General features: G+C 42.9%; 24 protein-coding genes. 18 read left to right on the forward strand and 6 right to left on the reverse strand.

Annotation, left to right across the window (positions count from 1 at the left end):
* The first annotated feature begins 18 nt into the window (after positions 1–18).
* From R50345_RS09045 to R50345_RS31650, 12 genes are all read left to right on the forward strand, one after another.
* Positions 19–1,347, forward strand: coding sequence for a hemolysin family protein (locus R50345_RS09045; protein ID WP_042132005.1), 1,329 nt, complete (start codon positions 19–21; stop codon positions 1,345–1,347).
* Between the two features lie 163 nt (positions 1,348–1,510).
* Positions 1,511–2,191: a response regulator transcription factor gene (locus R50345_RS09050; protein WP_042125880.1), complete on the forward strand. Its 681-nt coding sequence runs from the start codon at positions 1,511–1,513 to the stop codon at positions 2,189–2,191.
* A complete protein-coding gene (locus R50345_RS09055) occupies positions 2,188–3,942 on the forward strand; it encodes a sensor histidine kinase (RefSeq protein ID WP_042125882.1) in 1,755 nt (584 codons plus the stop codon). Before R50345_RS09050 ends, R50345_RS09055 begins: the two co-directional genes overlap by 4 nt.
* A 41-nt stretch (positions 3,943–3,983) precedes the next feature.
* On the forward strand, positions 3,984–4,508 hold the full coding sequence (gene pssA, locus R50345_RS09060) for a CDP-diacylglycerol--serine O-phosphatidyltransferase (RefSeq protein WP_042125884.1): 525 nt from the start codon (positions 3,984–3,986) through the stop codon (positions 4,506–4,508).
* A 7-nt stretch (positions 4,509–4,515) separates the two neighbouring features.
* Positions 4,516–5,010: a DedA family protein gene (locus tag R50345_RS09065; protein ID WP_042125886.1), complete on the forward strand. Its 495-nt coding sequence runs from the start codon at positions 4,516–4,518 to the stop codon at positions 5,008–5,010.
* Positions 5,011–5,057: 47 nt separating this feature from the next.
* A complete protein-coding gene (locus R50345_RS09070) occupies positions 5,058–6,083 on the forward strand; it encodes an AI-2E family transporter (RefSeq protein ID WP_042125888.1) in 1,026 nt (341 codons plus the stop codon).
* A 211-nt stretch (positions 6,084–6,294) separates the two neighbouring features.
* Entirely contained in the window at positions 6,295–6,513 is a 219-nt protein-coding gene (locus R50345_RS09075; protein WP_042125890.1) for a spore coat associated protein CotJA, read from the forward strand.
* A 3-nt stretch (positions 6,514–6,516) separates the two neighbouring features.
* Positions 6,517–6,783, forward strand: coding sequence for a spore coat protein CotJB (locus R50345_RS09080; RefSeq protein WP_094870385.1), 267 nt, complete (start codon positions 6,517–6,519; stop codon positions 6,781–6,783).
* A 51-nt stretch (positions 6,784–6,834) separates the two neighbouring features.
* The gene (locus tag R50345_RS09085) at positions 6,835–7,404 is read left to right on the forward strand and encodes a manganese catalase family protein (protein WP_042125896.1); all 570 of its coding nucleotides are present in this window, start codon (positions 6,835–6,837) and stop codon (positions 7,402–7,404) included.
* A 187-nt stretch (positions 7,405–7,591) separates the two neighbouring features.
* The gene (locus tag R50345_RS09090; RefSeq protein ID WP_042125898.1) at positions 7,592–7,957 is read left to right on the forward strand and encodes an MmcQ/YjbR family DNA-binding protein; all 366 of its coding nucleotides are present in this window, start codon (positions 7,592–7,594) and stop codon (positions 7,955–7,957) included.
* The gene (locus R50345_RS31645) at positions 7,950–8,603 is read left to right on the forward strand and encodes an MATE family efflux transporter (RefSeq protein WP_197069765.1); all 654 of its coding nucleotides are present in this window, start codon (positions 7,950–7,952) and stop codon (positions 8,601–8,603) included. Before R50345_RS09090 ends, R50345_RS31645 begins: the two co-directional genes overlap by 8 nt.
* Entirely contained in the window at positions 8,549–9,328 is a 780-nt protein-coding gene (locus tag R50345_RS31650; protein ID WP_197069766.1) for an MATE family efflux transporter, read from the forward strand. Before R50345_RS31645 ends, R50345_RS31650 begins: the two co-directional genes overlap by 55 nt.
* 181 nt (positions 9,329–9,509) lie before the next feature.
* Here the strand turns inward: R50345_RS31650 and pgmB are convergent, their stop codons facing one another.
* Both pgmB and R50345_RS09105 read right to left on the reverse strand, forming a co-directional pair.
* The gene (gene pgmB, locus R50345_RS09100; protein ID WP_042125900.1) at positions 9,510–10,202 is read right to left on the reverse strand and encodes a beta-phosphoglucomutase; all 693 of its coding nucleotides are present in this window, start codon (positions 10,200–10,202) and stop codon (positions 9,510–9,512) included.
* Between the two features lie 20 nt (positions 10,203–10,222).
* Positions 10,223–12,511, reverse strand: a complete 2,289-nt coding sequence (locus R50345_RS09105; protein WP_042125902.1) for a glycoside hydrolase family 65 protein — start codon at positions 12,509–12,511, stop codon at positions 10,223–10,225.
* 111 nt (positions 12,512–12,622) lie between these two features.
* On the opposite strand from R50345_RS09105, the gene R50345_RS09110 reads away from it, so the two are divergent.
* Both R50345_RS09110 and R50345_RS09115 read left to right on the forward strand, forming a co-directional pair.
* Positions 12,623–13,372 (forward strand): AraC family transcriptional regulator, encoded by a 750-nt coding sequence (locus tag R50345_RS09110; protein ID WP_042125904.1) that lies wholly within the window; start codon positions 12,623–12,625, stop codon positions 13,370–13,372.
* Positions 13,373–13,759: 387 nt separating this feature from the next.
* On the forward strand, positions 13,760–14,341 hold the full coding sequence (locus tag R50345_RS09115) for an HAD hydrolase family protein (protein WP_231574105.1): 582 nt from the start codon (positions 13,760–13,762) through the stop codon (positions 14,339–14,341).
* Positions 14,342–14,483: 142 nt separating this feature from the next.
* Here the strand turns inward: R50345_RS09115 and R50345_RS09120 are convergent, their stop codons facing one another.
* The 4 genes from R50345_RS09120 to R50345_RS09135 form a co-directional block, all read right to left on the reverse strand.
* Positions 14,484–15,683 (reverse strand): MFS transporter, encoded by a 1,200-nt coding sequence (locus R50345_RS09120; RefSeq protein WP_042132007.1) that lies wholly within the window; start codon positions 15,681–15,683, stop codon positions 14,484–14,486.
* A gap of 66 nt (positions 15,684–15,749) precedes the next feature.
* The gene (locus R50345_RS09125; RefSeq protein ID WP_042125906.1) at positions 15,750–16,367 is read right to left on the reverse strand and encodes a sugar O-acetyltransferase; all 618 of its coding nucleotides are present in this window, start codon (positions 16,365–16,367) and stop codon (positions 15,750–15,752) included.
* A gap of 30 nt (positions 16,368–16,397) precedes the next feature.
* Positions 16,398–17,354, reverse strand: a complete 957-nt coding sequence (locus R50345_RS09130; RefSeq protein ID WP_081954245.1) for an ROK family protein — start codon at positions 17,352–17,354, stop codon at positions 16,398–16,400.
* A gap of 322 nt (positions 17,355–17,676) precedes the next feature.
* Positions 17,677–18,186 (reverse strand): GNAT family N-acetyltransferase, encoded by a 510-nt coding sequence (locus R50345_RS09135; protein WP_042125908.1) that lies wholly within the window; start codon positions 18,184–18,186, stop codon positions 17,677–17,679.
* Positions 18,187–18,310: 124 nt separating this feature from the next.
* On the opposite strand from R50345_RS09135, the gene R50345_RS09140 reads away from it, so the two are divergent.
* The 4 genes from R50345_RS09140 (at position 18,311) to R50345_RS09150 (ending at position 23,855) form a co-directional block, all read left to right on the forward strand.
* On the forward strand, positions 18,311–19,168 hold the full coding sequence (locus tag R50345_RS09140) for a LysR family transcriptional regulator (RefSeq protein ID WP_042125910.1): 858 nt from the start codon (positions 18,311–18,313) through the stop codon (positions 19,166–19,168).
* A 156-nt stretch (positions 19,169–19,324) separates the two neighbouring features.
* Positions 19,325–19,531 carry a hypothetical protein gene (locus tag R50345_RS31240; RefSeq protein ID WP_156114764.1) on the forward strand — a complete coding sequence of 69 codons (207 nt, stop codon included), beginning with the start codon at positions 19,325–19,327 and terminating at the stop codon, positions 19,529–19,531.
* Between the two features lie 128 nt (positions 19,532–19,659).
* Positions 19,660–22,746, forward strand: coding sequence for a hybrid sensor histidine kinase/response regulator (locus R50345_RS09145; RefSeq protein ID WP_042125912.1), 3,087 nt, complete (start codon positions 19,660–19,662; stop codon positions 22,744–22,746).
* On the forward strand, positions 22,743–23,855 hold the full coding sequence (locus R50345_RS09150; RefSeq protein ID WP_042125914.1) for a response regulator: 1,113 nt from the start codon (positions 22,743–22,745) through the stop codon (positions 23,853–23,855). The genes R50345_RS09145 and R50345_RS09150 overlap by 4 nt, the downstream gene beginning before the upstream one ends.
* Positions 23,856–23,978 lie beyond the last annotated feature (123 nt).

Genomic DNA, 23,978 nt, shown 5'->3' on the forward strand with positions numbered 1-23,978 from the left:
TTTGAAGTTGGGAGATTAATGCTTAATCTTTTGCTTGTTCTGGTGCTCGTGTTATTGAACGGGATTTTTGTAGCAGCGGAGTTCTCACTAGTGAAGGTCAGGCAGTCTCGTCTGACCCAGCTAGTTAGTGAAGGTAATAAAATGGCTGGATATGCGCTCAAGGTAAATAAGAGACTGGATTCGTACTTATCTGCTACCCAGTTTGGGATTACACTTGCGTCATTGGGATTAGGTTGGGTCGGTGAGCCAGCCATTTCGGAGCTGCTTGTCGAACCGTTAATGTATAAGATGGGAATTACCGATGGAACTCTGATTTCTACCGTTTCTGTCGTTATCGGATTTTCGATTATTACATTTTTACATATTGTACTTGGTGAGCTTGCACCGAAATCACTTGCCATTCAAAGAACAGAAGGGTCCGCTTTATTGCTCTCGGCTCCTCTGATGTTCTTCTATAATTTGTTCATGCCTTTTATCTGGGTACTGAATGCATCGGCGAACGCATTGCTTCGTTTAGTGGGTGTTGAGCCTGCAAATGAGAGTGAGGCCGCCCACTCTGAAGAGGAAATTCGCATCCTGATGAATCAGAGTGCTAAGAGTGGTGTCATTGATAAAGATGAGATGAAGCTGATGGATAACATCTTTGAGTTCTCAGATCTTCTCGCTCGTGAAGTCATGTTGCCTCGTACGGATATGGATGTGCTGTACAGCAATCTTTCGCTCGAAGAAAATATGAAGATTATTACCGAAACGAGACATTCACGTTATCCGGTTGCTTTTGAAGATAAGGACCGTATTATTGGTTTTATTCATATCACCGACCTATTGTTTGCTCCACCTGAGCAGCAGAATGATCTTACGACGCTGGTACGACCGATCCTTAACGTACCGGAATCGATGGAGATTAGCCATACTCTGCGATTTATGCAGAAGAACAAAGCTCAGCTAACGCTAGTTGTCGATGAATACGGAGGTACAGCTGGTCTACTGACAGCAGAAGAAATTCTGGAAGAAATCGTAGGCGATCTGCATGACGAATTCGAAGATGAGCGTCCTAGCGTGGAACGCAACGGAGAGTATATTTCTGTTGAAGGCCGGATGTTGATTGAAGATGTCAACGATCTTACAGGTGTAGTGATTGAGGATGATGAAGTGGATTCTATCGGAGGCTGGTTGTTTAAGGAGCTGGAAGGGAATCCAAGCAAGGGAAAACGAGTGAAGGTTGAGGATGTTGTTTTTGAAGTTGAGGAATCGACGAGACTGCGGATTACCAGAATTAATATTCATCATGAACCGCGTGCCGAGGATGAAGAGGACTCTTCAGAACAAGATGAGGATAAAGAATAACCTTTTGAAATTTGTAACGTATTGTTCCGGGTGATCAGGGATAAAATGAACTCCTCCTGCTAGAGCTGAAGGCTCATGACAGGGGGAGTTTTTTGTGGACACATAAAGGACATAGTGTTCGACTATGCTAATATTTATAAATGATTTGAAAGCGGGGTCTAGATTGAAAAAGAAGCTTCTTCTCGTTGAGGATGAAATTCGTATTCGTGAACTGGTGTCTGATTATTTCATACAGAATGATTGGGAAGTGCTCGAAGCGGATAATGGAAAAGATGCATTGATTTGGTTTGACTCACTGCTGCCGGATCTGCTGATTCTGGATATCATGATGCCTGCCATGAATGGCTTTGAAGTGTGCCGAGAAGTTCGTGAGAAATCAGCGATACCAATCATATTGTTAACTGCCAAGTCCACAGACGAAGACAAGATCTATGGATTTGAATTAGGTGCGGATGATTATGTTACAAAGCCATTTAGTCCAAAGGTGCTGGTAGCCCGGGCAAATGCACTTATGAAGCGTGTTGAAGGTACCCATCAGCCTGAATCCAGCATAATAAAATTTGGTTCTGCGATGTTTAACACCTTAGCTCATCGGTTAGAGGTAGAAGATGCAGAAGTGGAGCTTACCCCTAAGGAATACGATCTTTTATGGCTTTTAATACGAAATAAAGGGATTGTCATTTCAAGGGATACAATCCTTAGTCGGATCTGGGGAATTGAATTTGAAGGAGATTCCAGAGTTGTGGACAGTCATATCAAAAAGCTGCGAAGTAAATTGGGTTATGAATCTCGTTTTATTCGTACGGTGATTGGCACAGGGTACATGTTCGAGGAAGAGGCATGAGAAGACGTGGAATTACCTTTAAACTGTTTGTGATGACGGTTATCTTTTTTCTTTGCTTTTATGGGATGGTTATTCTAAGCCAAACGCTGTTGTTTGACAATTTCTATCAGAAGCAAAAAGAGAACCGCGTGGAGAAACATCTTAAGAGCTTTGCTGCAAGATATATAAGCGAGCCGTGGGGAAGCACTCGGACCTCCCAGGAGCTCGTTCGGTTTATGCTGCGGAATAAAACACAAATGGTTATTTTGAAGCTGGATGGAAAAATGAATTCGGAAGATCCATTTCATATAAAGTTAATTGATGATGATGGAAAGAGTATGGTTGTCTCTTTATCCCTATTCATGAATCAGTACGGGGATGCGCTTAGAGCAGCAAACATTAAAGTAGATGATCAATTGAGCGTTGAAGGTGAACTTCTGGATGAAGACAGTTCTTCACCCTTTATACTCTACCCCATTAGTATTACAAAAAAAGGGAGCGGAACAATAGGGGAGACGGAAGAGACCGGGATGATTCATGCATCTGGTACTGTTGCAGAAATTGTACTGCCTGATATGAAAATATGGAATCCACGTCAAGGAATACTGTTTGAGGCTCTAGAGGAATGGTTCCCTTTGACACCGGCGCAGATAGACGATTTCAAAAATCTGAAATTGCAGAAGCAAGACTGGATTGCTCCATGGAGTGGGAGTCGTAATTCTGTGATTATCATGCCCCTTAAGCAAAGTAACGGAGAAATTGAACTACTATTCACAGTCACCTCATTACAGGAAGTCAAGGATTTGAACGAGGCGTTGCGCTGGTTCTTTTTATATCTGGGAATAGGCGGTATTGTTCTGATTTTGGTTCTTTCTCTCTTTTTCTCAAAAATGGTAACGCGTCCGCTTATTAAGTTAAACAACATAGCCAAACGAATGGTTTCTTTGGACTTTACAGGGGACACATCGATTCGGCAGAAGGATGAGTTAGGCAGCCTGTCTAACAGCATGTTCACCTTATCGCTAAGTCTGGATTCTGCTTTACGAGAGTTAAGAGAGGCCAATCAGCAGCTAGTTGAGGATATGGAGCAGAAACAAAGAATGGAGATCATGCAGCAAGACTTTTTTGCCAACGCCTCGCATGAATTGAAGACACCGCTCAGTATTATTAAAGGTTTTGCCGAGGGATTGGAAGACGGCGTTAGTGCAGGCAAGCAGGATCACTATATTAAGGTGATTATTGAGGAAGCCGATAAAATGGAGTTTCTTGTTAAAAATATGCTAGATCTAGCGAGGTTGGAGTCGGGCACGATTAAACTTCGGAAAACTTCCTTTATGTTAAGTGAACTGACGGAAAAAGTGACGGACAAGCTGGTTCACTTGCTGAGTGAAAAACATTTGGAGGTCATCATTATTCCTGCAAACGAATTACCGATATATGCTGATGTGAACTGGATTGAACAAGTTCTGCTGAATTTTATGACTAATGCTATCAGACATGCGGAAGAAAGAAGTTCTATCACCGTCAATATTGAGAGTCATGCCCAGACTATTGTATTCACTATTCAAAATATAGGAGAATCAATCCCTGAAGATCAGCTGGAGCAGATCTGGGAACGGTTCTATCGGTCTGAGCCTTCCCGCAGTCGAATGACGGGCGGTACGGGTCTGGGGCTTTCTATTGCGAAGCGAATACTAGATATGCACGCTTGTATTTATACAGTGAAAAATACCGAGAAAGGTGTCAGCTTTACTGTGACCTTTGAAGGTTAAACGAATCAATAAAAAGATTATATTGAAAGGGGGGAAATCGTATGAAATTGAATTGGTTGCCTTCAATGTGCACACTTGCAAACTTAGGACTTGGATCCCTATCCTTGTATTTCACGATTCAGGAACGATATAGTCTAGCTTTATTGATGATATTACTCGCGGCAATATGTGATGTACTAGATGGATTACTGGCAAGAATACTGCATTGTACCAGCGAATTCGGTAAACAATTGGACTCATTGGCGGATATTATATCCTTTGGTTTAGCGCCAACCTTCCTTATCTTGTTGTATAAGTTAGAAGATGCTCACTGGATTGGACCAGCAGTTTCGGTTTTGTTTTTGATCTGTGGTGCACTTCGTTTGGCCAGATTTAATCTGTCGGCGCCTTCCAAAGGGTTCGTGGGGATGCCCATTACTGCTGCTGGAGTCATTCTGTCGATGATTTCTTTGCTAGATGAACGTATGAAACCGGGGCTGGTCATCGTGTTAATGGCATTACTATCCGTAATGATGGTCAGTCGTATCCCTTTTCCGTCCCTTAAAAAATCCTTCAACAGGAAGTGAAACACCCATGCCTTGGATTATTGAGATCATTTCGCAGTACGGATATTTAGCCATATTTGCTCTTATGGCACTTGGGATTATCGGACTTCCTGTACCCGATGAGGTATTAATGCTGTTTGTAGGTTATTTATCCTCCGTTATGGTTTTGGATTTTTCACTTTCGGTATTGGTTTGTTTCATGGGATCTATCACAGGGATGCTTATCAGCTATACTATTGGTTTAAGACTAGGGCAACCTGTGGTAGAAAAATTCGGCAAGTGGGTGGGGCTTACACCCAAGCGTTTTGCCAGTATGAAAAGATGGTTTTTGCGGTTCGGTAACTGGACCATTTTTATTGCCTATTTTATTCCCGGTCTGAGGCATGTATCAAGCTATATTTCTGGTATCAGTGCTATGTCTTTCAAAAAATATATACTCATAACGACTGCAGGAGCGCTAACCTGGTCACTTCTTTTTGTTTCCATCGGCTTTTTTGTGGGGGCTAGGTTTTCCTTTTTATAGTCATTGGATGATAGCATCATTAATCGCAATCGAATGGAGCAAGATCAATGAATGTATTCAAGCGATTCTACGCGAACATAACCACCAGACGCTTTTTAATTCTCGCACTTATCGGGCTGCTGCTGTACAGTGTTCGAGGGATGCTTAATCTGGTGTTGCTGACGTTTTTGATTGCTTTTGTCATGAACAGCTTTCAGACCTTGCTTAGTAAAGGAATTGGTAAATTTGTGAAGGTTAACAGTAAGGTGATTATTGTCATTTTATACCTCGCTTTAATCGCGGTGATTGTACTGGCCCTTGCTAAATATCTTCCAAAAGTATTGGAGCAGATTAAGCAATTAACCATCTTCCTTACCAATCTCAAATCAGACGACCTCCCGCAGAACAAGATTACATTGTATTTGTATGATATGTTCAAGGACCTAAACTATCAGATCTACATCAAAAGAGGCATCGATTATGTACTGAAGGTTAGCAACTGGGGCGCGACTTTCGTTGTATCAACCATTCTAAGCTTTGTGTTTATTCTTGAGAAGAACCGGATCGTCAGTTTTACTTCTAGGATGAGAGAGAGCCGGATTGCCTGGTTTTATATAGAGCTGGAGTATTTCAGCCGACAATTCATCGTTTCCTTTGGGAAAGTAATTGAAGCGCAAATTCTTATTGCCTTGTTCAATACCTGCCTTACTGTTATTGGCTTATGGTTGCTTAACTTCCCATATTTATTTGCCCTATCGATCTTGATTTTTCTGCTCAGTCTCATTCCGGTGGTTGGTTTTTTGATTTCGCTCATTCCGCTCTTAATCATCGGCTACAACATCGGCGGTCTGACAACAGTCACTTATGTGCTGGCGATCATTGCGGTGTTGCATTTTATCGAAGGCTATTTCTTGAATCCCAAGTTGATGTCCACAAAAATGAATTTGCCGATGTTCTACACCTTCAGCGTGTTATTGTTCTCTGAGCATTATATAGGTGTCTGGGGACTTATTCTTGGCATTCCCATCTTTGTATTTATGTTGGATATCCTTGAGATTAAGCACGAGGATTCTTTCAAAGGAGCTAACCCCTAAGCGTAATACTAAAAAAAGGTCCAATTGAAAAGCTGTTTCCGGTATATTTCCGGGGACAGCTTATTTGTCGTGCAAATTACACGAAAAGTTCAAGCCTAGGGGCTTTTTTTGTAAATAACGTTTTATATTGTGTTCTGCTGTCATAAGTTAGCTAAGGAAGCAATGTTCAGATTCTTCAAAGAAGGAACAGGAACAAAGGAGGTACGAAAAGATGGAATCACAGGTACGGAGGTACACCCCCTTTAGGGGCCCGTTTGATCCTTGCCCGCCGGTGCCGTTCAAGACTTATGTAGTTCCACCCAATCAGTTCGTTAATTTTCAGCCGCCAGATTTACCTCAGTTTAGTTTGCAGGAGGCGCTAAGGGTTGGCACGTTATGGCCAGCATTTTACAGCCCATATGAGTCCAAGTGCAAAGGAGGAGGGAAATAGATTATGGAGGCAAATCCTTGCGATCAACGTTATTATGAATTGCTTGAGCAACTGCAGACACTTGACTTTGCCTTAGTGGAGTTGAACTTATATCTAAATACTCATCCTGATGATTTGAGAAGTATTGAACAATTTAATCAGCTGACTCAGGAACGTACCAAGCTCGCGAATCAATTTCAGGAATTATACGGTCCGCTGCAGAATTTTGGCAGAGCCTATTCGAAATGTCCGTGGGAATGGAATCAGACGCCTTGGCCTTGGCAGGTGTAAGAAGAGTGCAACTGTAAGGAACTAAATTTCTAGAGGAGGGGAAGTTTCCGAATGTGGATCTACGAAAAAAAATTGCAATATCCGGTACGGGTCGGTAAATGTGATATCCGGATGGCGCGTTATTTAAGTGAGCAATATGGAGGAGCGGATGGCGAGCTCGCCGCAGCCCTGCGCTATATGAATCAAAGATACACGATCCCAGATAAAGTGATTGGCGTTTTGAACGATATTTCTACTGAGGAATTCGCCCATTTGGAAATGATAGCCACTATGATTTATAAGCTGACGAAGGACGCTTCGGTATGCGAGCTAGAGGAAGCTGGGCTAGGTCCACATTTTGCTCAGCATGATCACGCGTTGTTCTATTCGAACTCTGCCGGCGTACCTTTTACAGCAGCCTACATTCAAGCTAAGGGTGACCCGCTGGCTGATCTTTATGAGGACATTGCAGCGGAAGAAAAGGCCCGGGCTACATACCAGTGGCTGATTGACATGACAGATGATGTGGATCTGCAGGATAGCCTTAAGTTCCTTAGGGAGCGGGAGATTATCCATGCGATTCGGTTTAAGGAAGCGGTGCAGATTATTATTGATGATCGGAACCAGAAGCGGGTATTCTGAGGGAAGTTGTCGCATTACTATTATTCATATATCAATGAACTTTATGACCGCTCTCGATGGAGACGGTCTTTTCTTTGTGAAAAATGATCTTTTTCTCTTTGAGAGGGTGAACAAAATGATATAATTAAGAAACGTGGTTAATGGCAAAAATGATCAGATTGTTGATCAGCGAAGGAGAGAGACTGATTTGAAGAATACTATTATCGAATACTGTTTGAAAAAGAAAGGGGCGACTCAGGAGTATCCATTTGGACCCACTCCATTGGTCATCAAAGTGGCTGATAAAATGTTCGCACTTATTTTTGAGGAAACAGGGAAGGTTGTTCGCTTAAACTTAAAATGTGACCCGATTATTGCGGAGAACTTAAGAGAGCAGCATGATTGCGTACGACCAGGCTTTCATATGAACAAAAAGCACTGGAATTCAATCATGATTGATGGTTCCTTGCCAGAGTCGGATGTCTTTGACATGATTGACCACTCCTACGATATGGTTGTCAAAAAGCTTTCTAAAAGCCTCAGAGAATCTATTGGAAATGAACTAAATGAATAATCAAATGAAGGATCGTTTTGCCAACCAAAGTATTCCCAAGCTGATTTTCTTGTTGGCTATTCCTGCCGTTATAGCTCAGCTAATCAATGCCATGTACAGTGTAGTTGACCGGATGTTCCTTGGAAGAATGGAGGAGGGGGGAACGCTAGCCTTATCCGCTATAGGGATATCTTTTCCGATCATTATGTTGATTTCAGCATTTGCAGCTCTAATCGGAGCTGGTGGGGCACCCCTAGCTTCCATAAAGATGGGCGAAGGAGAACATAAAAAAGCAGAAGAATTACTGGGAAGTTGTTTTACTATGCTGCTAATGGCATCCGTAATACTTACAGCTTTGTTTCTTATTTTTAAGTCGCCGTTCTTAACGTTATTCGGAGCGAGTCACGATACATTGCCGCTGGCCAACGATTTTTTAAGCATTTACCTTATTGGAACTGTGGCGGTACTCATTTCTTTAGGGTTGAATCCATTCATTGCGGCACAAGGATATGCCAAAACTGCCATGCTCACGGTATGTATTGGTGCGGTTGTGAATATCGTCCTTGACGCCATTTTTATTTTTGAATTGAATATGGAATTAAGGGTGCGGCATTGGCTACTGTTATTGCACAATTTATTTCGGCCATTTGGGTATTGGGGTTCTTAATCTCTAAACGAGCGCATCTGCGCTTACGCCTATCCAATATGCGTATTAAACCAAAGGAAGCTGCAAGTGTACTTGCATTGGGACTTTCTCCATTTATTATGATGTCGACCGAAAGTTTAATTCAAATCGTATTTAACACGTCCTTAGCTAAATTTGGAGGCGATATGTACGTTGCTGCCATGGGGATTATGGGCACACTGATGCAAATCTTTGGGACGTTGTTATCTGGTTTTGCGCAAGGGGCACAACCTATTATTAGCTATAATTATGGAGCTCGCGATTTTGCTCGTGTAAAATCCACCATTTTATATTGCAGTGTTTTTTGCGCTGCTTTTGGATTGGCGATGTGGAGCATTGCCATTTTTGTTCCGCAGTTGCCCATTATCATATTTACTAATAACCCTGAGCTTGTGGCTCTGACGTCTAGATTAATGAAGATATTTTTCCTGGGTACCTGTATTTTTGGTATTCAATTGGCTTTTCAACAAGTATTTATTGCTTTGGGACAAGCCCGAGTTTCTATTTTTATCGCGATCTTGCGTAAGATTATCTTGCTTATTCCATTGGTACTTTTGCTCCCGACATTCATTACTCCGAAAACAGATGCAGTTATTATAGCTGAGCCTATTGCTGATTTTTGTGCAGCACTGACTTGCTGTGTTTTATTTGGACTCACGATAAAGAAGCTTTTTAAAGATAGATCTGATAAAGCTGGGATGGTCTGAAAAAGTCTATAATAAACGATCGGAAGCAGATGTTCTGAGGGATGTTTCGCTTTCCTATCATATTACAACAGCCTACATTCAAGCTAAAATTATATTTCGAACAAAAGCCGGCAAGCTTCCCTTAGAAGCTTGCCGGCTTAGTTCGTGATTTACATATATTGAGGCTGGGATGCATAATTATTTAGCTTACTCTATTCTTTGTAGCAACGAATTGCTGGTTTAGCTCGGAGTAGTTAAGTTCAGCAGTGTGGTTCAAGTTCATATCAGCGATGGACAAGTTCTCCTGTAAGGAGATATATACAGCGAACATACCGGCGGCTTTGATCGCTTCTACCCCGGCGACTGCATCTTCTACCCCGACGCAGAATTGCGGATCTACCCCAAGCGCGTCCGCGGCGGTCAAGAATACTTCCGGGTCTGGTTTGTTGCGGGCAAGCTTGGCTGCATCTACAATAACTTCGAAGTCTTTCTCCATACCTAGAAGACGGATAACTGTAAAGGCATTTTTGCTTGCGGAGGCAATGCCGGTCTTCACTCCGTGGGCCTTCAGCTCGGTGAGCAATTCAGAGATTCCAGGCAGCACATCGGCCGGGGTTACCTGCTGAATGAGCTGCTGATAGAACTCATTTTTGCGGGTCGCCATCTTCTCCATCTCTTCGGGAGAGTAAGTGTGCGGAATTGCTGCTTGTCCAAGCAGCAATTCCAGTGAAGCTATGCGTGATACACCTTTCAGGTTCTCATTGAACTCTCGGGTGAACGGAAGTCCCAGTTCTTTCGCGATCATACCCCAAGCCTGATAATGATATTCTGCGGTATCCGTAATAACGCCGTCTAGATCAAAGATTACGGCTTGAATTTGAGAGGCTGCATTCATTGTGTTGTGCTCCTTATGAATTAGGCTTGTAGTGCCTGAGTTAACGGTTTATCGTTGCCCAGAGTCACTGATTGGCCGTAGAGAATTAGATCAAGTGCTTCACCCTCTAACAATTCCAGCTCCACGCCTTCCTCGCGAATGGTTACAGCAATGAGACGCCCGCGGAAGGCGAGGCGGAAGTTGTATTTCTGCCAGCCAGTTGGTAGGGACGGAGCGAGCGATAGGCCGTTTTCCTTAAGACGTGTTCCGGCAAAACCGTACACAATGGCCATCCACGTTCCACCCATATTAGCGAGATGTAATCCGTCTTTGGTGTTGCCGTGTGTATTATCGAGATCCAGTCGTGCAGTCTCGATAAAGTAGTTATACGCCTTGTCCTTGTAACCGATTTTCGAGGCTATGATGCTAAATATGCAAGAGGACAGAGAAGAGTCATGGGTAGTGATTTGCTCATAATAATCATACGATTTGCGAATCGTTTCTTGCGACTGCTCGTCTTCCAGCAAGTAATGAGCCAGCACGGTATCCGCTTGCTTGCAGACCTGATAACGGTACAGGGTAAGCGGGTGGTAATGCAGCAGCAGCGGATGTTTCTCCGGTGGTGTATTCTCGAAATCCCAGACTGCTTTGCGTAAAAAAGTATCGTCCTGCGGGTTAATGCCTAGCTTCTCATCGTAAGGGAGGAACATGGCATTCGCCGCTTTCAGCCAGCTATCCGCTTCCTGTTCAGTAACATGCAGTCGGATACACAGCGCTTGGAAGGCAACCTTATCATACTCCTGAAGCCGAGCGAAACTGCGTGCGGCCCATTTTAAATTATGTTTGGCCATTACATTGGTGTAATAGTTATTGTTCACCAGACAAGTGTACTCATCTGGACCGGTTACTTCGTCAATGTGGAATTTACCTTCGTAAAAATGACCGATTTCCATCCACAGCCTCGCGGTTTCAAATAGCACCTCTGCGCCGTATTGGAGCAAAAAGGCGTCATCTTCTTCCGCCAGATGATATTGGATATAGCTATAGGCTACATCGGCACTGATATGATATTGGGCTGTGCCGGAAGGGAAGAAGGAGGAACATTCCGTACCTGAGATCGTCCGCCAAGGGAACAATGCCCCTTGGGCATGGCCCATTTCTTTAGCACGTTCCCGTGCTTCCCCCAGCTTGGAGTACCGGTATAATAGGAGCTGCCGGGCCAAATCAGGAGAAGTCATTAGGAACACGGGAAACATATAAATTTCCGTATCCCAGAAATAATGGCCTTCGTATCCTTCTCCGGATAAACCTTTGGCAGAGATGTTGCTATGCGCGTCGCGTCCGGCTGATTGCAGCAGTTGATAAAGGTTGAAACGTATACCCTCCTGAAGCGACAAGTCGTTCTCAATGACTACATCGGAACGCTTCCAGAAGTCAGCCAAATAATGCGCCTGCTGTTCCAGCATGTCTTCAAAGGAGAGGTGCTTCAATGATTCCTGTACCTGAATACCGGTATCCACAAGCATTTGTTCATGTCGTAGTGTATCGGTATAGACATTCCATTTGGTCAGCGATAGTGGCCCAGACAAGGAGGAGGTTGCAGTCACTGTAGCATCGGTTTCTCCTGCCTGAGTTTCAACTTGCCAGTCACCTACCCATTCATGACGGGTGACACAGGAGGTTCGCAGACCCGAAGCCATCGTCTCATTCTCCAAGCATACATATTCACCCCGAGCTTCGCACGCTACTACGCTCAGTCGTTTGGAATGTCCTGCAGCTACACGCGGGTCATTCGGGTTCGTATAGTTGCTAACATCGCCATTTACACGAGATACAACTTGGATTGGGCCATTGAAATTGACAGGCTCAACAGTCAGATGAATGGCAAAAAGTTCACGGGTAGTGAAAGAAACGAGTCTACGGAAATGCAGCTTGAGTTCTTTACCGGAGGGGGATTTCCAGTGGATTTTACGCTCCGAGTATCCCTTGTCCAGATGGAGGTTACGCTCATAGGCGAGGACACTCTCTGCTGTAAGTGCAAATGGCTCCATATCTTCGCCTATATAAATATTTAACCCTTGGGAATCTATAATATTAACCAGTTTTTGCTGGGTACCTGGAAAGGCGAATAGCTTCTCCCCATAGGGAATGTCAATCACATCGTGAAAGGCGTTCAAATATGTTCCGCGGATACTGCGGATTTCTTTATCGGAATACCCTTCTTCAAAATTGCCACGCACGCCCAAATATCCATTCCCCAGCGCAAAAATACTTTCTAAATTCAGCAGGGTATCTGCCGACAATCCCTGATTGGCAATGCTCCAGCTCATGCTTATGTTTCCTCCCTTGATGGTTATGAATTGAATTTTAAGTCTGAAAGGGCTAGAATTATACTAAATTATTTAGGATATTATCAAAATTTTTAGGTGAGGTTAACACGTATGGATCAACTTAAAGGACAACATAAACTGCCGGAATATTGGTCCACACGTTCTGTGGATCTTTCAGAGGGATTTGTCCATCCTCCGCTGGATTATGAACATGAGCTTTTGGAAGCTATTCGACTCGGTGACGAGAACCGGGCACTGGAAGCACTGCATAGAATTAACGCAATGGAAGCTGCTACGCTAGCCCGATATCCGCTGCGCTCCAAGAAAAACGCTATGATTGCATCCTGCACCTTGTTTACACGTGCGATTATCCGGGGTGGTGTTGACCCTGAGACAGCTTTTCAGCTGAGTGATACGTTCATTCGTGCGGTGGAGGCTACGACGGAGCTTGAGGCACTTCATCGATACGAATATGAAATGGTCCTGCAATTCATTACAGTGATGCGCCAGCAAAAAGAGAATCTTCACTATTCACATATTGTCAATCTATCCGTATATTTTATACGCGAGCATTTGTTTCAAGATTTGAACCTTAGCCTGATCTCTCGGCATGTCGGTGTGCATCCCAGTTATTTGTCAGACCGCTTCAAGCGTGAAACGGGTATGCCGCTCACGGAATTTATCAACCGGCGTAGAATTGAGGAGTCGCAGTCGATTCTTATTCACACGAATCAGTCTATTTCCGAAATCGCTTTGATGTTTAAATTTTGCAGCCAAAGTTACTATACACAGTTATTTAAAAAATACACGGGCTTGACCCCGAAGCAGTTTCGCCGGGATGGTGGAGCAATTACGAAATGAGAGAAGCTCAGCTTCAATAGCCAAACTCGCCTTTCTCCGCTCTAAATGAGATTATAAATCCACTAAATAAGTAAGAGAGATGATCAGATGGCCTATTCCCATCATGTCAATTTTCCCAATGTGCCTAGCATTTTGTCTGAACCCTAAAGTTTCACTGGCACAGTAGGGCAATTTTAATTGTAAAAAGTACAACTATATGAGGGGACGGCTACTATTTTCGATTAATAAGTGTAATTCGTACAACTAAAAATCCCGATCACACACAATTTTCTTCATTTTCTATTAAATAAGTGTACAATGTGCAACTAAATGGGTGTTGACGTCAGATAGAGATATTTTAATTGTATAAAGTGCAACTATGGGGCTGCCCATATGCATCATTGTCCTATGGTAGGGGGGAATGGCGCGTTTATTGCAAAGGATGGAGAGGTGATTTCGACCATACATTTTGACTCGCAGACTTCGGATAGGATATTGAAGTTAATTGAAGAATTTGAAGCGACTTGTTTGATTGACAGTCACTGGGACTATGCGTATTCGGGTTCCCATGACCATCCCATTCGTAGAAATGTAGATCCAGAGCAACGTGCCAAAAATGTTAGTCCGTCTGAGCTGGATGAGCTTGTGAAAGTAGTTTTTTTGAGTAGTCTGAACGGGGAACAGTTAATAGAGCAGCTACATAGAATGCCTGTTGTGATCTATAAACATGGACAAGAGGACATTATTGATATAAGCCCTAAAGGCGTAAACAAATGGACAGGACTACAAAGATTGGGCGTAGAACCGCAGCAATTTATTGCTTTTGGCAACGATGCTAATGACATAGAAATGTTTAGACAATCCGCACACTCGGTTTGTGTTGCCGAACATATAGCCTTGGGAGAAGTAGCAACGGAACGGGTGGGTAACGGAGAAGAGCAGATTGTTAGAAAAATAATGAAGCTGGCGGAAGGGCTGCGATCTACGTGACACTTAACTCAGCAGCTCAATAGCTCGGAGTCCATCAGCTGACCTAGCAAGGGTAGCGAGAACATAGTTCAATAAAAAAACCTGCCATTAAATCGGCAGGTTTTGGCATGTATAAGCTGAAATAAGTGCAACAACTATTAGGTTATATAAGTTCTTGGCGGCGATGTAAATAACGATAGAGCACACAGCCGGATATGGCGCATATCGCCGCACATAATCCGATAAATCCATAGCCAGCTTGAAGTCCGCGCAGCAAGCCTGTTTGCGTCTCCGCACCGTACAGCCGCTTCACACCTTCGATCACAGCACCTATAGCATAGTTGCCGATTACGCTACCCACTCCCATTAACGTAACTGTAAATGTGATGGCGGTGTCACTGCCGTGAGGGTACCTTTTCGCGATAAAAGCCATAACCGTGGGATAAATCATCGCAATCCCGATTCCTGCAGCGGCAAATAGAAATGCGAGCTTTTCTCCACCCAAAATTGCGGCAAACGTACACAGGGCAGAGAAGGCTGAAAAGATGATAAGCGATAGGTTAAATCCAATCTTATCAGTAACGGGTCCGAGTAGGAGTCTTGCTAACGAGAAGCAGAGAAAGAAGGTGGACAGCATTCCAGAAGCTGTAACCGTATCCCACTTGTATGCTTTTTCAAGAAAATTTACGAGCCATCCGCCTACGGCAAGCTCCGATACTACACCGAAGGACAGGATTAGAACCATTAGCCATAAAGCCGGATCACGGACCAGTGATTTTAGTGGAATTCGGTCCTCATGCGGAAGATCGTCACCCGGAAACGTACTCCGTAAGGCAAATAGAATAGGGAGTAAAGACAAGCTAAGCATTATTAGATACATTCCACGCCAATCAAGTGTATGACCGAATATACTTACCGTCATTAGCCCTGTAGCCAGAAGTGGAGCTAACGTGGAACTAAACCCGTAAAAGAAATGGGATAAGTTCATCATGGTCCCGGTATTTTTAACGAAGATACGTGCTCCCAGAATGGCAAGTCCAATCTCAAGCATTCCGTTTCCGATATACATCAGGAAGTAGGAAGCCGAGAAGAGGGGGTAGCTATGTGAGATGTAAATTAGAACGCCAGAGAATATCATGGATGCGAAAGCAATAATACTGACAGCCTTGATCCCCCACTTGCGAACCAATACAGCTGTAAAAGAACAGGCGATCAAATAACCTAGTGCGTTTAGGGATAGCAGGGTACCTAGCTGCTTTTCATCCAAATTAAAGTCAAACTGAATTCTTGGAATGGCTGGCCCTTTAATATTTTCGGATATCCCAAACACAATAAACCCTAAAAAGATCGTTGCCAATTGCATGGCATAAACCTTATTAAATCCGCCAAAGCGCTTTTTCAACGTGAGAACCTCCAGAATCGGGTATCTTTATTGCTCGGTGTCTCTATAGTACTCTTCTTTAAGTTTTTCCCAGTGTTGTTTATCGTCCTCCGTAATTTCTCTTAGCACTCTGCAAGGATTCCCCACGGCAATTACATTGTCAGGGATATCTTTAGTCACGACTGAACCTGCGCCGATGATTACATTGTTGCCGATATTTACTCCAGGATTGATTACGGCATTTCCGCCAACCCACACATTGTTTCCAATGGTAATCGGTGTACCGAATTCGAGCATACTAATACGAACGTCCGCATCAATGGGATGGCCGGCGGTATACACGCTTACTCTGGGTCCAAAGAGAACATTTTCACCAATCGTTACTTTTGCTACGTCCAGGATAATGCAGTCGAAATTAGCATAAAAGTTATTGCCAACTGTAATATTGCTGCCATAATCACAACGGAAAGGCGGCTCAATATGCAATGATTTGCCCGTAGACTCAAATAATTGCTTAAGTAACTCTACTCTATATTCGCCTTGTTCTTCCGTCGTATTGTTAAATAGACGGGTGAGCATTCTGGATCTTTTGCTATCTTTAGCTAATTCTTCTCCGCCCGCCATGTAAAGCTTTCCTGCAATCATATTCTCTTTGTTTGTTGCCATTCGTAATTCCTCCTGAAGTTCTTGTTAGTTTTAGCGGCGCTTTTCAACCAGTTGCAACGAATAGGTCAAGCTTTCCAGCGTGATCGCAATTAATCCGTTCATGTAATAATCATCAGGGTGATCCAGCACAATTAGATGAGGCATATGCTCGTCTGGAATGAATGCCAGACAATTTTGATAGATATGTGGTATATCCTCTTGTCTAACTTGTTCGCCTGTGAGCGCTATCGTCTCAGGGTTAATAACTGCCGTCAATGAGGCAATGGTGTGAGCTGCTAAGGGGATAAATGTTTCTGTCTGCCCTAAACGAATGAATTGCTCGTCACGCGAGATTCCAAAAGGTAAAAATGAGACTTCGCCCGCGAATCTAGTATTGCCTTTGTGGATATGCCCGTCGATCATCATCCCTGCACCTGGAAAGGCACCTTTGATAAAGGTCAACACGACGATGGTCTTATCCTCTTCGTAATCCTGCTGTTTATAGAATCCGTAAACGGTTAGATTCATGTCATTTTCAACTGTGACTTCAACCTCGTATTTCTCTCTGAGGAGTGACTCTAAGGGAGCGTGAATTAAAGTGTTGATATCACAAATATTGATGACGCCTCGGTGAACCAGTCCCGGGATTCCAATGCCAACGGCTTTGATGTTGTTATAGGCTTGAATTAGTGTGCCTACTAAGTGATCAATGGTTGTAGCGTCAATACTCTCAGCCTTGATATATCCATCATCTACACGTTCGCCAACGGAATTCGTTACTGCATAGGTTAAGGATTGTTGGCCATCTTCAATTTTGGCATAGATGCATGCGATGTAGGAGAAATCGGCATTATAGATGAATCTTCGGGCCGGCCGACCTCCATTCGAAGCCTCCAGCTCCGTCTCAATGACTTCACCTGTCTCCATAAGCTCATTCAGAATATTTCCGCAAGTGGCAATACTTAACCCGGTGGCGGTTGCAATCGTTGATTTGGTTCCTTCTTTCATCGATTTCAAGGCTTGCTTGATGAGCTCCTGATTTATCTTTTTAACACGAATAGAATTGTTTGCGATTTGGTTTATTTTAATCACCTCTAGACTTTTAAAAATAGTTATTAAAAGTGTTGTCAATACTATAACTTGGTGTTATATAAATGTCTATATTAGTTGAACTTTAAATTTTTCTATTAAGGTAATTGTGTGACTGCGGTGAACGCTTGGACTTCCGGCCGCTATTGTCCCCAGATTTCTTGATTATATACCGTTTTTCACGGTTGAAATCTGGTGACAGTCCACGCTTCCTTATTGAATGTTGCTAAGTTCAAAGTGTCTAGCCAATGATTTTATAATAGTAGATCGTCGCATGTAATTCACCGTTAGCTGATATTGCATAGTATGGTATACGTCCAGCTTGTATGTAGCCCATTGAAGTATAAAGGAGGTTGGAAGGGTCACCTTCTCTTGTATCCAGCACGATTAAAGACCTGTCTTCCTGCGTAGCTCTGTCCTCAGCTTTTTGCATTAGTGAACGAGCAATACCATTCCGGCGATAATTAGGGTGTGTCATCAGCTTTGCGATTTCGGCTCGATGTGTTCCGTTTGCTTTTGTACTTAAATGTAGTTGTACACTTCCTACGATAATCTCATTCATTGTTGCGACAAAAAGGATCACATCGGGAGCCAAAACATTGTGCCAGTATAAGACAGAGTCTGACGCATCTAAGGGTGGTAAAAAACCAATGGAGGCTCCATCCTCCACGACCTGTATAAGTAGCTCTGAAAGCTCATCTATAGATTCTTCAATCGAAAATAGTTGTTCAATGCTTACAATATTATTCATGTTTTTTCCTCCAGCACTTTTAAGTTTAAAAATATAGCGAAATCATAACTGAATACATATAATTTGTATAACGAATTTTATAGATCGCAATCATTAATATTTTGAATCATAGAGGGTGCAATACATGGACTTATCTCAATTAGAAGCTTTTTTGGCAGTATGCAGAATCCGAAATTTCACCAAGGCCGCAGAACATCTACATATCTCCCAGTCCGCCGTTACCGCAAGAATAAAAGCATTAGAAAACGCCGTGGGCAAAGTACTTCTTACACGTGATAATCGGAATGTTAGCTTAACGCAAGCAGGAATTTCCTTTGTTCCATATGCTGAGCGGATGCTTCGTTTGTTTGAAGAGAGCAAGGTGACTCTATCCGAAGAGCTGGAGAACTATATCATTTTAAGTGGGCCTGGGTCCGTATGGCATTATTATTACCTGGAGCATATTCTTTCATTTAGACGTGATCATCCGAAGGTGGCTATCAAATTCCTAAGTTATATTGATTCCAGTTATATGATTCGTGATCTTTTGTTGGATGGAATTGTACAAATTGCGATTAAATATGACCCGCCGGAACACCCCAAGGTAACCAAACACTTCTTGTTTGACGATGAGATTGTTCTGGTTTCCACGCAATTAAGAGAGACATCTGTACGCAAGGAGGATTTTTTTCAGCGTGAGTATTGTCATTTAGAGTGGGGAGGCCCATTTCCAGAATGGTTTTCCAGTATAGTTGGACCAGGCTATGTGCCTGCACTTCAGACCGATCACTCGATGATTATGCTGGACATGCTGCTACTAGGAGAAGGCTTTGGATTTCTACCCCGATCTATTGCACAACCGTATCTCGATCAACAGAGGCTATTTCAACTTCAATGTGAGTTAGACATGCCGATCACAAAGGCCTACGCGCTTTATTTAACAGAGAATACCGAAGATATTCGTGTACGGCTTGGGCTGGAGATGCTTGGGGTGGATAGGTAAGGCGTATTTGTATCGTATCTTATTTTTGGCTAATCAGAACCGTGTTCTGGGTGGCTTTTTTATATGGAAATTATGGATTCTAATATAAATAAGCGTATCGTAATTTTATCTGCTCATATCATATCCGACGTTGATCATATCGCCAAGTAGGTGCTTATGATGGGACGAGGGGAGTTACTACATCAAGGAACGATTAAGGAATTGACTAAGGATCTGGAAGGAGAGGTTTGGGAAGCCGTTGTGCCCGGACGGATGCTCGCTCAAATCGAAGAATGGCGATTGCAATTTTCTATTTTGTCAGCTTCTATCCATCCGGTACAAATAGTCTTAGATAGACGCTTATCTGAGTGCCGATTATACTGAGTAATGGTAACAATTTATGAGAGTGATTGGAAGCGACTAACAATCAGGAACTTGAGAGATTTTTGTGAGAGCAGTGGGGTAGGATAGTAGAATTACTCGCATAGAGAGGAGCCTGAAGGTTGAGGACGATGAAATATCGGGGAATAGTCGGGATGGGGCTGTTTTTTATCCTCGCGATTTCCCTATTAGTAAGTATTATTTCCCCAACAATTCAGGGTCAAGTAACCCCGGTGGCCAAGCAGGGCGTATTGGATTTGTCGAAGTGGGATTTTGAGGAACAAGGACTAGTTGATCTAGACGGAGAATGGGAGTTTTATGAGAATGAATTACTGAGTCCCTCTGAGATTCAGCAAAGCAGTAATAAGAAATCTACATATCTTTCTGTCCCAGGCACATGGAAAGGTAAGGGCTTAGAAGATGGGATGGACAGAAAGGGTGCTGGCACCTATCGACTTAAAGTGTTAGTCCAAGATTCGGATGAGATCCTTGGTCTAAAAATACGAAGTATACGCATGTCTCAAAAGTTATTTATCAATGGGAAGCAAGAGGGAGAGAACGGGGTTCCTTCAACACAAAGTGAGTCATTTAAGCCTGGGAATACTCCGTATACGGTATTTTTTCAATCTAATAACCGAGAGATAGAAATATTAATTCAAGTCTCTAATTTCAACTTTATCACTGGGGGGATCGTGAATTCAATCCCACTGGGCGCACAAGCCGATATTACAAAAGTGAACAGTATTCAGATCGGCACTGACATTGGAATTATTCTGATTCTGGGGATGTTTGGTGCTTACCATCTCAGCTTCTATTTTGTCGGGCGTAGAGAAAAAGCCTATTTGCTCAGCGGTTTATATTTGCTTATTCTTTCTATGAATAATTCTCTATATGGAGAGAAGATATTTCAACAGTTATTACCCCATTTCCCTTTTGAATCAACCTATAAGATGTTGGAAATAAGCCAGTTTGTTGGGTCAATCATCATTATTATGTTTTACTGCTCGGTGGAGTCTAGGTTGATGTCAAGTAAGAGGATGAGGATCGTGTTATCTCCATTTGTCTTTTACTTGTTTTCGGTTTTGGTACTGCCGTATGATGTGCACATTCGTATGAAATATGTATTTGTTACTTATCTTGGAGTCGTTATGATCACAATTATTGTGAGAATGATCTATTTATATGTTCGCAGTCAGAGCCAAACGACGGATCGAAAAGAATTGTTTTTGTTCATTGGCGGTGCGATTTCACTCCTGATTTTTTTCATTGATGTAAGTCTCTATTCTGAAAATGCTCTGCAGACCGATTTGTTGGGTAAGTGCGGAGTGATTGGTTTTATTGTTTTCTTCAATATTATGTTAGCTGTACGATTCTCCAACGCTTACGACAAGACGGAAACGCTGTCCCGTCAGCTGCTAGTCTCGAATCAGCTTAAAGATGAATTTCTGATGAACACATCTCATGAGATCAAAACCCCATTGCATGGCATTATGAATATGACATCCTTTTTATTAGAAGATGGCGAAGATAATCTGTATCCGATACAGAAACAGAATCTTTGGTTGATTAAGGACACTTCTACGAAGCTGTCTATGCTTATTCAGGATTTGATTGATGTTAGTCTTTTGAAGCATGGAGAATTACGATTACAGCAGACAGTGGTTGATCTAAGAGTGGCTTCCCAAATTGTATTTGATGTGTTGCAGTTTGAACTTGCGGGAAAATCGGTGAGATTAGATAATCAGGTGGAACCCGATGTTTGGGTGCTTGCAGATGATAGCCGACTAAGACAGGTAATGTACAATTTAGTTCACAATGCGATCAAGCATACGGATGAAGGATTAATTCAGATAAAAGCTTATGTAGAGGGAAATACGGTGACTGTCGCGGTGGAAGATACAGGAACTGGGATATCCCCCGATATGCATACGGCCATATTCGAATATTTTGAACAGGTCGATAAACCTCTTCCGCAAGATGGCTACACAGGAATGGGCGTTGGTTTGTACATTAGCCGGAAGCTCATCGAACGGATGGGTGGTGAGATTAGGGTAGATTGGTCTGAGATTGGCCAAGGCACTCGAATGATCTTCACATTGCCCAAAATAGAGCGGATTCCAGGCTACCTCGAAGCAGCAGCTACAGGGGCGGGACAGCACGCGCATTTTGAGCAGACCTCGCTTGATATTGTAGATCAAAGCGGATATACAATCCTAATTGTGGATGATGAAGCATCTAATATCCATATTCTGCTGAACATTTTAAGACGGCATCATTATAATGTAATTACTGCGTTTTCAGCGAATGAAGCAATAGACAAAATGGAGCAATACCCGAATGTGGATCTAGTCATATTAGATGTCATGATGCCGGGTATTTCAGGAATTGAGCTATGTAGAACATTACGGGTACGTTACTCCATTCTGGATTTACCTATTCTGTTTGCTACAGTTAAGGACGCACCAACGGATATAGCGCTTGGCTTCAGGGCTGGGGCGAATGATTATATCACTAAGCCATTTGATGGCGAGACACTGATGGCGAGAATTCAGACGCTGATTGCTATGAAAACATCGATACAGGAAGCGATACGAAATGAGTATGCTTTTCATCAAGCACAAATTAAGCCTCATTTTCTGTATAACGCACTGAGTAGTGTAATCTCTTTCTGTTATACAGATGGAGAGAAAGCCGCTTATTTGTTATCCATGCTAAGTCAATACATTCGTTATATTCTCGATATGGATCGGTCCACTTTAGTTGTTCCGTTACACCGGGAGTTAGAATTGATTCAAGCTTATGTGGAGATCGAAAAAGCTCGGTTTGGAGAGCGGTTCGATTTTATTTTTAAAATGGATGAGGGTCTACGTTCTGTTGAGATTCCTTCCTTATGTATTCAGCCGTTTGTCGAAAATGCGATCAGACATGGGTTGTTTGAAAAAGAGGGTCAGGGCAGAGTTTCGCTCACGGTTCAAGCAGGCGGTAACTATATGAAAGTTATCATCGAAGATGATGGTATAGGTATTCCAGATGATCTGCTATATCAATTAACCGGAGACGGGCAGCTAGATGGCAGCATCGGTATCCATAACATTCGAAAGCGTATAGGCGCTATCCCCGGAGCCACCCTTACCATTCATTCCGACCTTGGGTTCGGAACCAAAGTTACGATGTATTTACCAGCAAGCCTTGGGAGCATGGAGGGAGAAGCACGATGATTCGTGTAGTGATTGTTGAAGATGAGAAGCCGATTTTGAATTTGATGAAGGTACTGATCGGTCGTAATTCAGATTATACCATTAGCGGGGCCTTTTCTAATCCATTGGAGGCACTGGAGTGTATACCTGATTTACAACCGGACGTTGTGTTTATAGATGTTGAAATGCCAAGGATGAACGGGATTGAGCTGGCAAGCAGAATTCAGAAGCTGATGCATCAACCGGAAATTGTATTTACTACCGCCTACAAAAATTATGCACTGGAAGCGTTCGAAGTAAGTGCACTGGATTATATTCTTAAGCCGATCACACCCGAAGCAATCCATAGGGTCACTGAACGACTTGTCAAACGAATGAGACCGGCGGTGATACAAGAGCCTAAGAAAACGGAGCCAATGATCCGCTGTTTCGGTGGATTCGAAGTATGTGATTCAGAAGGGAAGCCTATTCATTTTCGAACACGTAGAGCAGAGGAATTATTCGCCTATTTCCTATGTAATGCTGGTCGTTATATCAGTAAGTGGAAGATAATGGATTTATTGTGGCCGGATATGCAGGATGAGAGAGGGGCATCCAATCTGTATAATACGATATACCTCTTGAAGAAAATGCTGAAGGAAAAGGACTTCGGTATGGAAATCCGCAAAATGAACGATGGTTATATGCTGGAGACCGGAAACGAAAGCTATGATGCGCTTGAGTATCAAAGATTTCATTTAGAAATAGCGGAAGGACAACAGAACACTACGCAAATGGAGCGGCTCAGTAACTTATATCAGGGGCCTCTGCTGGACGGAAAGCCTTATCTATGGAAGATATCGCTGGAGGAAGCGTATTGCAAGTTTTTCACAACATGCACTCGTTTGCTGGTAGACAATGATTGTGCTGCTCAGGACTGGCATAAAGCGGAGCAACGACTAGAAAAGTTCTTAAGCTTATATCCGCTGCATGAAGAAATGAACCAGCAAATGATTGATGTTTATGCCAAACTCGGAAATAAAGAAAAGATTGCACGACTTTATGAGAAATTCGAGGGGGCTTATCGTACTGAGCTGGGGCTGGTCCCTTCAGCAGAGTTTAAAGAGCGTGTAGCTGCATATCTAGTTTGAAATATTAATAAAAAAGGAAAGCAGAGGGAGAAATCTCACTGCTTTTTTTGTATTTTTCGGCATTACGCGACAATTTGTGAGATTTTGGTGAGTTAGGGTTGATATGATTTCCTAAACATGGGA

The sequence above is a fragment of the Paenibacillus sp. FSL R5-0345 genome (assembly GCF_000758585.1).
Classification (GTDB): domain Bacteria; phylum Bacillota; class Bacilli; order Paenibacillales; family Paenibacillaceae; genus Paenibacillus_AQ.

What these genes read in the sequence shown, in the direction of transcription:
- R50345_RS31645 (WP_197069765.1), top strand. Translation starts at nt 7,950, where the DNA reads ATGAATAATCAAATGAAGGATCGTTTTGCCAACCAAAGTATTCCCAAG.
- R50345_RS09070 (WP_042125888.1), top strand. Translation starts at nt 5,058, where the DNA reads ATGAATGTATTCAAGCGATTCTACGCGAACATAACCACCAGACGCTTT.
- pssA (WP_042125884.1), top strand. Translation starts at nt 3,984, where the DNA reads ATGAAATTGAATTGGTTGCCTTCAATGTGCACACTTGCAAACTTAGGA.
- R50345_RS09105 (WP_042125902.1), bottom strand. Translation starts at nt 12,511, where the DNA reads ATGAGCTGGAGCATTGCCAATCAGGGATTGTCGGCAGATACCCTGCTG.
- R50345_RS09055 (WP_042125882.1), top strand. Translation starts at nt 2,188, where the DNA reads ATGAGAAGACGTGGAATTACCTTTAAACTGTTTGTGATGACGGTTATC.
- R50345_RS09075 (WP_042125890.1), top strand. Translation starts at nt 6,295, where the DNA reads ATGGAATCACAGGTACGGAGGTACACCCCCTTTAGGGGCCCGTTTGAT.
- R50345_RS09135 (WP_042125908.1), bottom strand. Translation starts at nt 18,186, where the DNA reads ATGAATAATATTGTAAGCATTGAACAACTATTTTCGATTGAAGAATCT.
- R50345_RS09130 (WP_081954245.1), bottom strand. Translation starts at nt 17,354, where the DNA reads ATGAAAGAAGGAACCAAATCAACGATTGCAACCGCCACCGGGTTAAGT.
- R50345_RS09045 (WP_042132005.1), top strand. Translation starts at nt 19, where the DNA reads ATGCTTAATCTTTTGCTTGTTCTGGTGCTCGTGTTATTGAACGGGATT.
- R50345_RS09080 (WP_094870385.1), top strand. Translation starts at nt 6,517, where the DNA reads ATGGAGGCAAATCCTTGCGATCAACGTTATTATGAATTGCTTGAGCAA.
- R50345_RS09115 (WP_231574105.1), top strand. Translation starts at nt 13,760, where the DNA reads ATGGTAGGGGGGAATGGCGCGTTTATTGCAAAGGATGGAGAGGTGATT.
- R50345_RS09085 (WP_042125896.1), top strand. Translation starts at nt 6,835, where the DNA reads ATGTGGATCTACGAAAAAAAATTGCAATATCCGGTACGGGTCGGTAAA.
- pgmB (WP_042125900.1), bottom strand. Translation starts at nt 10,202, where the DNA reads ATGAATGCAGCCTCTCAAATTCAAGCCGTAATCTTTGATCTAGACGGC.
- R50345_RS09145 (WP_042125912.1), top strand. Translation starts at nt 19,660, where the DNA reads ATGAAATATCGGGGAATAGTCGGGATGGGGCTGTTTTTTATCCTCGCG.
- R50345_RS09140 (WP_042125910.1), top strand. Translation starts at nt 18,311, where the DNA reads ATGGACTTATCTCAATTAGAAGCTTTTTTGGCAGTATGCAGAATCCGA.
- R50345_RS09120 (WP_042132007.1), bottom strand. Translation starts at nt 15,683, where the DNA reads ATGCAATTGGCAACGATCTTTTTAGGGTTTATTGTGTTTGGGATATCC.
- R50345_RS31240 (WP_156114764.1), top strand. Translation starts at nt 19,325, where the DNA reads ATGATGGGACGAGGGGAGTTACTACATCAAGGAACGATTAAGGAATTG.
- R50345_RS09125 (WP_042125906.1), bottom strand. Translation starts at nt 16,367, where the DNA reads ATGGCAACAAACAAAGAGAATATGATTGCAGGAAAGCTTTACATGGCG.
- R50345_RS09150 (WP_042125914.1), top strand. Translation starts at nt 22,743, where the DNA reads ATGATTCGTGTAGTGATTGTTGAAGATGAGAAGCCGATTTTGAATTTG.
- R50345_RS09065 (WP_042125886.1), top strand. Translation starts at nt 4,516, where the DNA reads ATGCCTTGGATTATTGAGATCATTTCGCAGTACGGATATTTAGCCATA.
- R50345_RS09110 (WP_042125904.1), top strand. Translation starts at nt 12,623, where the DNA reads ATGGATCAACTTAAAGGACAACATAAACTGCCGGAATATTGGTCCACA.